Source organism: Gymnodinialimonas ulvae (assembly GCF_037543845.1).
Lineage (GTDB): Bacteria > Pseudomonadota > Alphaproteobacteria > Rhodobacterales > Rhodobacteraceae > Gymnodinialimonas > Gymnodinialimonas ulvae.
Window position 1 is genome coordinate 1662886 of sequence record NZ_JBBIFX010000001.1, and the last position, 13191, is coordinate 1676076.

Consider the following 13191-nt stretch of genomic DNA (forward strand, 5'->3'; position numbering starts at 1 on the left):
TCGTTCGGAACGAACCGACCACGCATGGGGGCATCGGAGCTCGCGTGCAACGAACAGGGAGACCGCAAATGAAGAAACTCACAACAGCACTGGTGACGAGCCTCGTCGCGTTTGCACCGGCCGTGGCCGCAGCGGACAGCGAGGATCCGATCGTCATTCCGATCCACAACTGGTCGTCGCAAATCGTGATGTCCAACATCGTGGGCCAGATCTTCGAAGGCATGGGCCTGAACGTGGAATACGTGACCACCGACAGCCAGGCCGTCTACGAGTCGATCCGTCTCGGCGACGTGACGCTCGAAATGGAAGTATGGGAAGGCGCATTCGGGGCATCTTTTGACGCCGCGATGGAAGCAGGCGGCATCGTCGAAGTGACCACCCATGACGCGATCACCCGCGAAGACTGGTGGTATCCGGAATGGACCGCGGACGCTTGCCCTGGCCTGCCCGATTGGGAGGCGCTGAACGAATGTGCGGCGCTTTTCGCGACGGCGGAAACCGGTGCACAGGGCCGCTACCTCGACGGTCCGGTCGACTGGCTCAAGCACGGTCAGGAGCGGGTTGAATCACTCGGCATGGACTTCGTTGTTGTGAACGCAGGCTCGGCCGCAGCACTTTGGGCCGAATTGGCCGCAGCTGAAGCTGACCGCACACCGATCGTTTTGTTCAACTGGACGCCGAACTTCGCCGAAGCCGTCTGGCCCGGAGCGTTTGTCGAATTCCCGGAGTGGGAAGATGGCTGCGACAGCGATCCGTCGCTCGGGCCGAACCCTGATATGGCGTATGATTGCGGCAACCCTGCCGACGGCTACCTGAAGATCGCCGCTTGGGAAGGGATGCAGGAAAACTGGCCCGATGCCTATGCGGTTCTTGAGCAGGTAAACTTCAGCAACGCTCAAATCGCCGAGATGGCCCGCCTCGTGGACATCGAAGAATATGAGCCCGATGAGGCCGCCGAGATCTGGCTCGAAGCAAACACCGAAGTCTGGCAGCCGTGGGTTGGCGGTTCCTGATCCAACGACTTTGCACAAACATGCCCCGTCCGGACCAACCGGGCGGGGTTTATTGAAAGAGGCACCCAAATGACCACAGGCACCGCACCCGTCATCTCCTGCAAGAATGCTTGGAAAATCTTCGGGGCGGGTCCCAAGGGGTATCTAAAGACCCTGCCCGAAGGTCGCAGCTTCGACGAGATCCGCGCAGACGGCTATATCGCTGGCGTGCGCGACGTATCGCTTGAAGTCTACAAGGGCGAGATGCTGGTGATCATGGGCTTGTCTGGCTCGGGCAAATCCACATTGGTGCGCTGCTTCTCACGGCTTCACGAAATCACCGGCGGCACCATCGAGGTTGAAGGCATCGATATCGGGCGCCTTCCGGAACGTGACCTGATCGAATTGCGCCGCTCGAAAATGGGCATGGTGTTCCAATCCTTCGGCCTGCTCCCGCACCGCACCGTGCTGGAGAATGTGGCCTTCCCGCTTGAAATGCGCGGACAGGAAAAACACGCCCGCCGCGACCGTGCGATGGAAGTCATCAAACTCGTGGGGCTTGAGGGCCGCGAGGAATATTTCCCGCGCGAGCTTTCCGGCGGTCAACAACAGCGCGTGGGGATTGCACGCTCGCTCGCCATTGAGCCCGATATCTGGTTCCTCGATGAACCATTCAGCGCCCTCGACCCCTTGATCCGACGCGAGATGCAGGATGAATTCCTGCGACTGCAGGAGATGCTCGGCAAGACCATCGTTTTCATCACCCACGATTTTGACGAGGCTTTGCGGCTCGCAGATCGCATCGCAATCATGAAGGACGGCGCGGTCGAACAATGCGACACGCCCGACCAGATCGTCCTGAACCCCGCCACCGAATATGTGCGCAAGTTTACCGAAGACATCGACAAGGCGCGGGTTGTGCACGCGCGCGTTCTCGTTGAGGCCGGCGCCACCGCAGAGGGCGCGCCAATAGACGGCGCGGTCTCGGTTCATGACATGGCCAAAATTCTGATCACCGACCCGCGGGACGCCTTCCCGGTGACTGAAAACGGCGCGTCATTGGGCGCAATGCCCAAGGCCAAGGCGCTCGATGTGCTGCTGGGTGAACGATGAGCGCGGCAGATCAACAAAGCTTGCCAAGCGCGCCACCTGTTGTGGGCATCGATCGCCCAAAGGCCGCGCTGATTTGCGTCGCCACGGCGCTTGCGCTGATGATCGCGCAATATTCCGGGCTGTTGCCAGCTTTTCTGCATCGCCTGCCTGAAAGCGTAATCCCGCCTTTTGCGGACTGGCTCGATGTGATTTTCGAGTTCGTGAAAGATGATCTGGGTCTCTTGGCCTTCACCCGCTTCCTTACCGAAGGGTTGGAATGGGTGCTGGACGTGACCGGCAACCTGCTCTTCGGGCGCCGTCGCTGGCCCTATCTCGGCCCTATCCCCTGGTCGGCAACTGCCGCAGCCGTTGCCGTTCTGGGCTACTGGCTTGGCGGATGGCGCATGGCATTGCTCGCAGGTGGCACATTCCTGTGGACCGCATTGATCGGCCAGTGGGAAATCGCGATGCAGACGATGTCCGTCCTGGTTGTCGCCGCCCCCATGGCCTTCGTCATTGGCTTGGCTCTTGGCATCACCGCGTGGAAATATCCGGCTTTCGAGAACACAATCAAACCGATCCTCGCCGTTCTGCAGACCCTGCCTTTCTTCACCTACCTGCTGCCCGCCGTGATCTTCTTCAAAGTCGGCCCCACTGCCGGTGCGGTGGCCACGATCATCTACGCCATTCCACCGATGATCCTTATGACAATCCTCGGCCTACAAAAGGTCTCGCCTGAGGTGGTCGAGGCCGGAAAGATGAGCGGCTGCACACGGTTTCAGATGTTGCGACATGTCTACATCCCTTCGGCCCGGACCGAGATCCTGGTCGGCGTGAACCAGGTGATCATGCTGTGCCTGGCGATGGTCGTTCTGACGGCGTTCATCGGCATGCCTGGCCTTGGCGCGACATTGCTGCAATTCATGGGCAGCTTCCGTCTGGGCCGGTCATTTGAAATCGGGATCACCATCGTCCTGATCGCAGTCGCCTTGGATCGGATGTCGAAAGCCTGGGTCGCCAAACAGCCGGAGCACTTTGAGAAAGGCACGCCGTGGTGGCAGCAGCATCGCTTTGCATTGATCGGTCTTGGCGCCTTTGTCTTTTTCTACATCCTATCCCAGTTCGTTCCCTACCTCTCGGAGATCGGGCGCCGCCAAAGCCTGTCGATGGGACGCGAGATCGACGGGATCATGCGCACCTTCCTGGCACTCGATTGGGTGACGGCCATCACCGGAGGCCTGCGCGCGTTTCTCAACAACAACGTTTTCATCCCATTCCGCAACTTCCTCCTGTCGATTCCGACACCGGCTTTGATACTCCTGATCGTCGCCTTCGGCCTGTGGTTGGCCGGGCGCAAGCAGGCGATGCTGGCGGGCCTGTTCTTCTCGTTGGTCGCTTTATCGGGCTGGTGGGATCGCGCCGTGATCACGCTCTATTCCGTACTCGCCGCTGTGATCCTCGCCACGCTCATCGGCCTGCCCATTGCAATCCTCGCCGCCCGAAATGAGAACTCCGCCCGCCGCGTCCTGCTGGCCTGCGACACCGCGCAGACTTTCCCGAGCTTCGTCTATTTGCTGCCCGCGATCATGTTGTTCGGGATCACCGATATCGCGGTGATCTTTTCGATCTTGATCTTCGCGACGGTTCCCCTTGTCCGCTACACCATCGAAGGGTTGCGCACCGTCCCGCCGGAAATCACCGAGGCCGCTGACATGTCCGGAGCCACGCGTTTGCAGAAACTGCTCAAGGTGCAGATCCCGCTGGCGTTCCCGACGATGGCTGTAGGTTTCAACCAGGCCATTATGTTCGCCTTCTTCATGGTCATCATCGCGGCCTTTATCGGCACGCAAGACCTGGGCCAGGAATTGCAGCGAACATTGGCGGGCACGAACCTGGGGACAAACTTCGTGCTCGGCATCTGCGTTTCGCTGATGGCGCTCAGCTTTGATCTGATCATAATGAAATGGGCAGAGGACAAGAAACGTATGCTGGGGCTGGGTGGGTAAGGGGCCATGCGCCGAACCTTACGGCATCCGCTTAACGCCGCGTGCCGTCACACCGATTTGAATCCGTCTCAACTAGGACACGTTGGCTGTCGCTTACCTGACACACAGGTCCCGCCCCTTGGCAGGTTCTCGAAGAGCTTGATGGTCGGGGCCGCAAGCGGAACGCCAGCCGGTCGACCGGATGTCAGGGTCCTTGAGGACTGTCGATTTGTGTTACAACCCAAAGCGCAAACAGACGAACACCGGCATGCTGTCGCCGGTTGACCTCGAGGTCAGGCGGTGGAACCTGAACGCGGCAGATATCTAGGAAACTTGGACCACCTCAACGATCCTGTTCGGCCCTGTGGCAAGACATCCAACAAGCCCCAAAGCGCACGTTTGGACAGCATCCGTAGCGCGCTGGAGCCGGGATAGAAGCTTTCGCTCGGGATGCCATTGGTGTCGATCGCTGCGTGTCGCGACAGCAGGATGTGATGGCAGGTGACCTTCGTGCGACCAAACGCTAAGGACGCAAGTTCGGTTTCTTCCGCGAGGTGTTTTCCGCGCGCGAACACGGGATCTCGGGTGAACGGATCCCGGATCAAGATGCATTGCTGTTGCGACACGAGCAGAGCTCTCTGGTTGCCGAGCGGCCCGCGCTTGATCCTGACCGGGACAGCGTTTGGGACAAGCTTCGATGTGCCATTTCCGCGGGCCGTCTTGTCCGCTCACAGCACCGCTGCGGGCCGACGTCAGTGGTATGGACCAAATCACCGCATACAAGGGTTTCCTCCGAGCGCGCACCGTTCGGCGTGTCGCTCCGTGTGCCGGATGTGAAACAGGGCATGCCTGCGTGGTGGAGTGCTACAGTCGTGCCCATCTCGGAGGGTGAGACGCCCAGTGGGACCACCGTTTCGCCTTTGAGAAAGGTCTGGCGAGCGTTTCCGGACCCGCCATCGGTGACAACCCAGCGTATCTCCGCCTCCCGTCGACGGCATCATCGCCCAAGGCGGCGCAGGTGCTTCCATCGCCGTCACCACCATGGATGGTATCATCATTGCGCGGACCCGGAGGGGCGTTGGTTGAAAACACCACCTTCGGGTTGGGGCTGGTGCTGTTGTCGTGAAAGATGTCGAACGCCTGTTGGTTTCCGTTGGCATGGGTCAGCGTGTAGGAGACATTGGCGCCGGGATCCTTGGACGTGCTGGAAAACACCCCTTCGCCGTAGCCAGCAGGGCCACCGAGGCCGGAATTCACGGCTGGCACGGATGGTCCCTGGGATCATCCATCGAACCGAAATGGCTGACAAAGACCCAGCGCGCCGAAATTACAATTGGCCTCAAGCGGCTTATGCTTTTGTTGAACCTCAAGAAACTTGCTGCCGACGCGCTTACGGATGCTTCCTTTTCAGGAGCATCGGTTTGGCCACTTCTGCCATTGTCACACATTCCGACACTGCGCGCCGCCACCGTGGCATACGGATACTCGTAAAGGGTCGTATGGGCTGCAATCGGATGGACCCTTTTAGCAATTACCGTTCGCTTGGCGCATAAGCGGGGCCCTTCAAGACAATGGCATTCATTCTGGCGCGCATTTCGGCTTGTGTCCCGCGATCTCGCGTCAATTTCCGCTGGTTCTTTGACGCTTGCTATCTCGCAGTGCGAGCCAGACGGAAAGTGCGAGGAACGCCGCCGTCGCGACATAGAGGGCGATCGAGATCCAGCTCGATACGAGCACTTTGTAATCTCCGCCAGAGATCGACAGGGCACGGCGAAGGTTGTTTTCCATGTCGGCCCCCAGAAGCAGGCCAAGGACCAACGGGACGAGCGTGATATCGAGCTTGCGCAACACGTAACCAAGCACACCGAAGCCAATCATCAGGTAGAGATCGAAGGTTGAATTGCTGATCGAATAGACACCAATGAAGCTGATCGCGACGACGAGTGGCATAAGCGCCCAGGTCGGGGTCGCCATGAGCCGCGTGAACAGCCCGATCAGCGGCAGGTTCAGGATCAGCAGCATCACATTGGCCATGTAGAGCGAGGCCACGAGGCCCCAAACGAGATCCGGCTGACGTTCGAACAGGAGCGGGCCGGGCTGCACGTTCAGCGAGATCAGCATGGCCAGCATCACGGCCGTGGTGCCCGAGCCGGGCACACCAAGCGACAACATCGGGATCAAGGCCCCGGCAGAGGCGGAATTGTTTCCCGCCTCGGGGGCGGCCACGCCTCTGGGATCGCCCTTGCCAAAGGTGCCATCGCGGTTGGAGACCTGCTTTTCGATCGAATAGCTCATCACCGCGCCAAGGGAGGCACCAGCACCGGGCAAGACGCCCGCAACGAAACCAACGACCGCGCCACGCACAGTGGCCCAAGCGGTCGAGACGATCACGCGGACCTCGGGGATCCAGGTGGTCAGGCGGATCTGCGCATCGCGATCCTTCATGGCGCGTTCCAGAAGGAATAGAAGCTCGGAAATCGCGAAAAGGCCGACAAGAGCGACGATCGGATCGATCCCGTCGTACAGCTCGAACGCGCCGGCAGTATAGCGCGGAATACCGGTGGCCGGGTCCAGGCCGATGGTCGCGATCATCAACCCGATCAGAGCCGACAATAGCGTCTTGCGGGGGTCCACGCCCGCAAGACCGCCGATGGTGGCGAAGGCCATGACGTAGAGCGCGAAATAATCAGCCGGGCCGAAATAGATCGCGGCGCGGGCGAGCAGTGGCGCGAACAGCGTCAGGCCGATGATGGCCACGGTTGCGCCCACGAACGAGGCGACGCCGGAGATTGCGAGCGCGTTGGCGGCCTGGCCCTGCTGTGCCATCGGGTAGCCGTCGAGCGTGGTCATGACCGCGGGCTCATCGCCGGGAATGTTGAGAAGAATCGAACTGATCCGCCCGCCGTACATGCAACCGAAATAGACGGCGCTGAGCAGGATCAGCGATGCGGTCGCATCGAACCCGAACGCGAAGGTCAGCGGGATCAGGATCGCCACGCCATTGACCGGGCCAAGGCCGGGCATCGCACCGATCAAGGTGCCAGCGAAGCACCCGAACAGCAACAGGGCAAGGTGCAGCGGTTGCAGGGCGACGGAAAAGCCGAGGCCAAGGGATGCGAGTGTTTCCATGAAGCTATCCGCCGAAAACCGAGCCGAGGAAGTCGATCGGCAAGCCAAGCAACTGGTCGAAGAGCGCCCAAAGCGACAGCGCTCCGGCCAAGCCGATAATCGCGGATTTCAACACTGGCCCGTCCATGATGATCGCGATCACCGCAACCAATGCCGCCGTGGCCAGCGGAAAACCAAGCGGTTCGAGAAGGACCGAATAGGCCACCAGCGCCACAATCGCCAAACCCTGCCGCAGCAACCGAGCCGGCGCGGGCCAACTGACCGTTCCGCCAGGAAACACCACCAGCGACAGGGCGAGGATCATGGCAGGCACACCCACCATGATCGGAAAGACGGACGGCCCAAGCACATCGCCGAAGCTGACGGTGTAGTCTTGTGCCGTCCAGGCGTAGAGCGCCGCGACCAGAAAGATCGCGACGCCCGCAAGCCTGATGCTCATTCAATCACGCCGATATCGCGCGAGATGTCGGCCATGACCTGCTCCTGTTCGCGGACATATTCCTCGAACTCGGCACCGCCGCGCCAGATCGGCACAAGGCCGAACTCCACGGCGGCCGTCTGCCACTCGTCGGAATTGTACAGGGCTTCGAGCTGTGCGACGCGCGCATTGTAGTCTTCGTCCGACACCTCGCCGCCGGTGTAGAGGCCGCGCCAGTTATAGCCGGTCACATCAATGCCCTGGCTGATCGCCGTGGGGATGTCGGGGAAGGCCGGGATCGGGTCGGACGACAGGGCCGCGAGGATCCGGATGTCGCCGGATTCAACGAAGCCTGCAATTTCACCAAGATCGGTCGAGACAACATCAAGCTGGCCACCCATCATCTGCGTAACCGCATCGGTGCCGCCGTCGAACTGCACCCAGCGCAGGGCGGGCAGGTCTTCCAATCCGCCTTCGCGGGCAACCATCAGAAGGCGAATGTGATCCCAGCCCCCCGCGCCCGACGATCCAGCCGTCACAACCGAGGACGGATCGGCCACAATGGCCTCGTTCAGCTGCGCCAGCGTCTCGTATTCGCTGTCGGCGGCCACGGCAATCACGCCCACATCGGCCCCAAGCATCGCGAGATAGCGCATCGTGTCGATGCCGGAGGGATAGCGCCCCTGCGCAATTTGCGTAACACCCACGGTGGACGTCGCCACGATCAGCGAGGCGTCGTCGGGACGCTCCGCATCGACCATCGCATAGGTCACGGCGCCCACGCCGCCGGGCATGTTGGTGATCTGCATGTTGCCTTCGATCAGGTCCAGCTCACCGAGAATGCGGCCGATCGTGCGGCAGGTGAAATCCCAGCCGCCGCCCGGGTTGGACGGCGCGATGCATTCTTCGGCCTGGGCCACCTGCGGTGCGGCGGAAAGGGTGAAAACGGTTGCGGCTGTGGCAAGGGCTGCCTTGGCCGAAATGATGGTGCGTACTCCCATTGGTCTTGATCCTCCCTGATAAAACCAGCGCCCAAGAGAGGCGAGCGAAGGGGAATATTCAAGCCCTCTCTGCGCCTGTCATGGGCGATGGGCGTTCATATGCCTGTCTTTGTTGGGGAAACTTAACCCTACGGAATGCTCAGCGGGCCGGGCCGCTGCCCGCTTTAAGTTATCCACCTGAAAAGCAATCAACTTTGGCGGGTATTCTTGCCGAATTCGAGCGCTCGCTATAGAAATGACACGTTACAAAATCCCAAACCGATCAGAGGTTGGCAGATGTCGAACACGCCCCATGCGCTTCCCGAGGGAAGCCAGATCACCGTTTGCGAGGTCGGCCCGCGCGACGGATTTCAAAGCGAAAAGACAATCATCCCGACCGCGCGAAAGATCGAGATCGCAAATGCAATGTTCGCCGCCGGATTGCGTCATATTCAGGTGACATCATTCGTCAGCCCCCGCGCCGTGCCGCAACTGGCCGACGCGGCCGAGGTGATCGCGGGGCTCGATCGGCCCGAAGGCTCGGTCCTCTCGGCGTTGATCCCGAACCTCAAGGGCGCAGAGCGCGCAGCGGCGGCGGGCGTGGATGCGGTACACACGGTCGTGTCGGCCAGCGAGACCCACAACCTGAAGAACGTGAACCGCCCCATCGCCCAGTCGCTGCAGGATTTCGCGGCGGTGGCAGACCTGATGCACCGCGAAGGTATCGTGGTCGAGGGCGGCATGGCCACGGCCTTCGGTTGCCCGTTCGAAGGCGTCGTGCCGCCCGAACAGGTCGCGATGATTGCCAGGCGTTACCAAGATCTCGGGGCCAAACGCGTGAGCCTCGGCGACACCACCGGCATGGCAACGCCCGCGACCGTGCGCGCCGCGGTGCAAGCAATCCGGGCCAAGGCCTCCGAGATCGACATTTGCCTGCATTTCCACAATACGCGCGGGGTCGGTCTTGCCTGCGTGATGACCGGGCTGGCCGAAGGGGTGAGCTATTTCGATGCCTCCATCGGCGGGCTTGGCGGCTGTCCGTTTGCCGCCGGGGCGACGGGCAATATCTGCACCGAAGACCTTGTCTACCTGCTGGAAGAAAGCGGGTATTGCACCGGGATCGACCTTGAGCGCCTGATCGCCGTGGCTGGATTGACCCAAGACACAATCGGGCGCGACCTTCCGGGGCAGGTCCTGAAGGCCGGGCCGCGCCTGCGGCGATACGACCCCGACCTGACCGTGACGGCCACCGGATGACCGACGCCCCCCTGCCGCTTGCGGGCGTCAAGGTCGTGGACCTGACACGGATCCTGTCCGGGCCGTTCTGTTCCATGATCCTGGGCGATCTGGGGGCCGATGTGATCAAGGTGGAAAGCCCAGGAGGCGATGCCGTGCGCGGGCAGGGCAGGATCGTGGGTGGACTGTCGTGGTATTTCGCGGGCTTCAATCGAAACAAGCGCTCGATCACACTCGACCTGCGCAGTGATGGTGGCAAGTCGGTACTGCACCGTCTTCTTCAAGACGCCGATATCGTGACCGAGAACTTTCGACCCGGGGTGATGGCCAAGATGGGGCTCGGCCCCGACCGGCTGAAACAGATCAACCCCGACCTGATCGTGGTCAGCGTGAATGGCTACGGCTCGACCGGGCCATATGCCGACCGCCCGGCGTTCGATTTCATCGCGCAGGCCATGTCGGGCTTCATGTCGACCAATGGCACGCGCGAGACGGGTCCTTTCCGCGCCGGCAATCCGATCAGCGATCTGGTCGCTGGCCTCTATGCCGCCCTGGGTGCTGTTGCCGCGTTGCGCGGGAGGGAAGCCGGTGGCCCGGCGCAATCGGTCGAGGCGTCGATGATGATGTCGACGCTGTCCATGATGGCCTACCTGTCGTCCGATGCACTCGCCAGCGGCGAGAACCCTGTGCCCACCGGCAACGACCATCCGATCGCCTCGCCCTATGGCTTGTTCCACGCCTCCGACGGCGATATCGCGGTCTCTCCCTCGACCGAGGCGATTTGCGCGAAGTTCATGGCCGAACTCGGCCTATCCGACCTGTTGAACGACCCGCGTTTTGACACCAACGCAAAGCGTCTTGCCAACCGTCCCGCGTTGAATGCGCGGATCAACGATGTGACGGTCGGCGACACGCAGGCCAGCTGGATCACACGGCTCAATCAGGCCGGAGTTCCCTGTGGCCGCGTCCAAAGCATGATCGAGGTCTTGAACGACCCACAAGTCGCTGCGCAGGAAATGGTGCTTGATGTCCCGCATCCAGGCCATGGATCCGCGAAGATGACAGGTTTCCCCGTGAAGTTCAGCGAAACGCCCTTGGAGGTTCGCCATGCGGCCCCCAAGTTGGGAGAGCATTTTGAGATTATTCTGCGAGAGGCTGGATACTCGGACCAAGAGATCGAGCAATTGCGCGCTGAGCAGATGAATTCGGGCGGTTCACGGTGATGTACTCTAGGCAGCTCCCGAGGGGCTGTTCAAAGCAGAGCAGAAGCAGCATGCTGTCGGGGCATGTCAGGATCGATGTGTTGCGGAATGGCTCCGCTGGGGTCGTTTGGCGCGCCGCGGCCCTTTTTCAACCACAACTCACGTCTTTGCAATGTGTGGATTTTCGCCATGGCCCGATCCATTGGCCCGATACCAACACGCAAGCTTTGACGGATATCTTGATAAGCCCGGTCGTCGGACAGAAGACCCAAATCATTCGGACAAGCAGGATTGCTTGGGCGGCGGCCACTGTCAGAGGAGCCCTGTTTGCGATGTGCGGGTGACTATGTGGCTTTGTCGGATGCCCAAACGTCCCCCACTTTCAAGAACCCGGAAACGGATCATGGATCCGCGAAACTGACAGACCAAGGGACAAAGCCAGGCCGTTTGCGATCGTGTCTGGATGACGTGTTCGCCAGTAAGCACGGCGGACGGCCCAACACCTTGGGGATCTTTTTCGGTGCGTGAAAGGCAGGCATCCTTCCATAGATGATAATCGTTTAAATTCTCCCCATGGCAGCCGTGAAGCAGGCTTTGGTCAAAGCGGGGATCGAAATCCCTTTCCCCTACCGCACGTTCAAGGGTAACGAGTTCTAAAGTGAATGGCCTTGCGCCACGGGAAATTGCCGCCTGATGAAATCGAACTCCACCCTCGGTGATGGCGCGGACACATTGCGCCAGCAAATCCGCGCCGGCGTTATCTTGTTGACGCTAGCCAAACATGCCCCTGTATTTGCCGTGCTGTACCTACCGCCAGCGCTTTGGGGCATGGCGGAGGGGGAATGGACCTTGGCGCTGAGCCTTCTCGGTCCGGTCCTGATTGCAATCTGCACCTATGCCGCCGTCGCGCGGCGGGATCTGCCGAAAGACCTGCGTGCTGCCGAGGCGATGGCAAGCGTTGCGCTGGTCTTCTTGATCGCCGCCATCGGTTCAGTTCCCGCCTTCCTCACACTCGGCTTCACACCCGTCAGCGCGTTGTTCGAGGGCATGAGCGGGCTGACAACCACAGGTCTGTCGGTCGCACAGGATCCCGACAGTTGGCCCTTCGCAGCCCATTTCATGCGAGCGTGGTTGCAATGGATCGGAGGTTTGGTGATGGCAACGGCGGTCTTGGCGCTGATCCTGCCGGCGGGCATGTCGACCAGGCGATTGGGACAGGCCGGGATAGATCAGGGCGATCGCATCGCATCCACCCGGGCGAAGGCGCGGCAATTGCTTGTCGTATATGTGGGCCTGACCGCGCTCATGACGGGCCTCACGATTTTGGCGACCCCCGATTGGCGCGAGGCAGTGGCGCTGACGCTGTCGGGGATTTCAACGGGCGGCTTTGCGCCGCGATCCGACAGCCTCGCAAGCTATGGGCCGGTCGGGCAAGCGATGGTGATCCTGTCTTGCGTCTTGGGGGCTGTGTCGCTTCTCACGTTCGCATTGATCCTGAAAGGTGACTGGCGCGGCGCGTGGCGCATCGGATCGGCGCGTCGGGTTGGGACAGCCATCGCGCTGCTGGGGTTTGCTTTCATGCTGGCCTACGCGCTTTCACCCGACGCCCGCGCGGCGAACGACGCTTATGGCAGCTTCCTGAATTTCGTCTCCGCGCTGACAACCGCCGGCTATTCGACCAGCGCCATGCCGGGCGGCGCGCTTCTTGTTGTCGTGCTACTGGCGATGTTGATTGGTGGCGACGCAGGCTCGACCGGCGGCGGGTTGAAGCTTGCGCGCGCGGGCTTGCTGTTTCGGGCCTTCCGCCACGCCTTCCGTGCCCCCGCGATGCCCGACCGCGCCGTAGCGCCCCTGCGTATGGATGGCGAAAAGGTCAGCGATCAGACGATCATCGGTGTGCTCGCACTGATCTTTGTCTATGTCACTGCGATGCTGGCGCTTCTGGTACACTTCACGCTTCATGGTTACCCCGTCGCGCAGAGCCTGTTTGACACCGTCTCGGCCCTCTCGACTGTTGGCTTGTCGAGTGGCCTGGTCGGGGCGGATCTACCCTGGGACCTAAAGGTCTCACTTACCTTGGCGATGTGGTTGGGACGGCTTGAATTCATTGCCGTACTCGTTCTGCTTTGGCCGCGAAATTGGATAAGAGGACATTGA

The 13191-nt window shown here is 61.1% G+C and carries 10 protein-coding genes and 1 pseudogene; 7 read left to right on the forward strand and 4 right to left on the reverse strand.

From position 1 onward, the window contains the following. The first annotated feature begins 68 nt into the window (after positions 1–68). The 3 genes from V8J83_RS07995 to V8J83_RS08005 all read left to right on the forward strand — a co-directional run bounded on the left by V8J83_RS07995 (position 69) and on the right by V8J83_RS08005 (position 4090). Entirely contained in the window at positions 69–1013 is a 945-nt protein-coding gene (locus V8J83_RS07995) for an ABC transporter substrate-binding protein (protein ID WP_339985216.1), read from the forward strand. A gap of 69 nt (positions 1014–1082) precedes the next feature. Beyond that, positions 1083–2105, forward strand: a complete 1023-nt coding sequence (locus V8J83_RS08000) for a quaternary amine ABC transporter ATP-binding protein (protein ID WP_339985219.1) — start codon at positions 1083–1085, stop codon at positions 2103–2105. A 98-nt stretch (positions 2106–2203) separates the two neighbouring features. Continuing rightward, positions 2204–4090, forward strand: a complete 1887-nt coding sequence (locus V8J83_RS08005) for an ABC transporter permease (RefSeq protein WP_339986035.1) — start codon at positions 2204–2206, stop codon at positions 4088–4090. A 272-nt stretch (positions 4091–4362) separates the two neighbouring features. Here the strand turns inward: V8J83_RS08005 and V8J83_RS19050 are convergent. Continuing rightward, a pseudogene (locus V8J83_RS19050) lies at positions 4363–4949 on the reverse strand (Hint domain-containing protein). 242 nt (positions 4950–5191) lie between these two features. Here V8J83_RS19050 and V8J83_RS08010 point away from each other — a divergent pair. Then, positions 5192–5560: a hypothetical protein gene (locus V8J83_RS08010; protein WP_339985221.1), complete on the forward strand. Its 369-nt coding sequence runs from the start codon at positions 5192–5194 to the stop codon at positions 5558–5560. A gap of 129 nt (positions 5561–5689) precedes the next feature. Here the strand turns inward: V8J83_RS08010 and V8J83_RS08015 are convergent, their stop codons facing one another. From V8J83_RS08015 to V8J83_RS08025, 3 genes are read right to left on the reverse strand one after another with little or no spacing between them, the layout of a single operon-like run. Next, positions 5690–7198 carry a tripartite tricarboxylate transporter permease gene (locus V8J83_RS08015; protein WP_339985224.1) on the reverse strand — a complete coding sequence of 503 codons (1509 nt, stop codon included), beginning with the start codon at positions 7196–7198 and terminating at the stop codon, positions 5690–5692. A 4-nt stretch (positions 7199–7202) separates the two neighbouring features. Further along, entirely contained in the window at positions 7203–7637 is a 435-nt protein-coding gene (locus tag V8J83_RS08020; RefSeq protein WP_339985226.1) for a tripartite tricarboxylate transporter TctB family protein, read from the reverse strand. Next, positions 7634–8617, reverse strand: coding sequence for a Bug family tripartite tricarboxylate transporter substrate binding protein (locus V8J83_RS08025; protein ID WP_339985228.1), 984 nt, complete (start codon positions 8615–8617; stop codon positions 7634–7636). Before V8J83_RS08025 ends, V8J83_RS08020 begins: the two co-directional genes overlap by 4 nt. A 276-nt stretch (positions 8618–8893) precedes the next feature. Between V8J83_RS08025 and V8J83_RS08030 the strand changes: the two genes are divergently transcribed. From V8J83_RS08030 to V8J83_RS08040, 3 genes are all read left to right on the forward strand, one after another. Beyond that, positions 8894–9853, forward strand: a complete 960-nt coding sequence (locus V8J83_RS08030) for a hydroxymethylglutaryl-CoA lyase (RefSeq protein WP_339985230.1) — start codon at positions 8894–8896, stop codon at positions 9851–9853. Next, complete coding sequence (locus tag V8J83_RS08035; protein ID WP_339985232.1) at positions 9850–11055, forward strand: CaiB/BaiF CoA transferase family protein; 1206 nt, start codon at positions 9850–9852, stop codon at positions 11053–11055. Before V8J83_RS08030 ends, V8J83_RS08035 begins: the two co-directional genes overlap by 4 nt. A 672-nt stretch (positions 11056–11727) precedes the next feature. Beyond that, positions 11728–13191: a TrkH family potassium uptake protein gene (locus tag V8J83_RS08040; RefSeq protein WP_339985234.1), complete on the forward strand. Its 1464-nt coding sequence runs from the start codon at positions 11728–11730 to the stop codon at positions 13189–13191.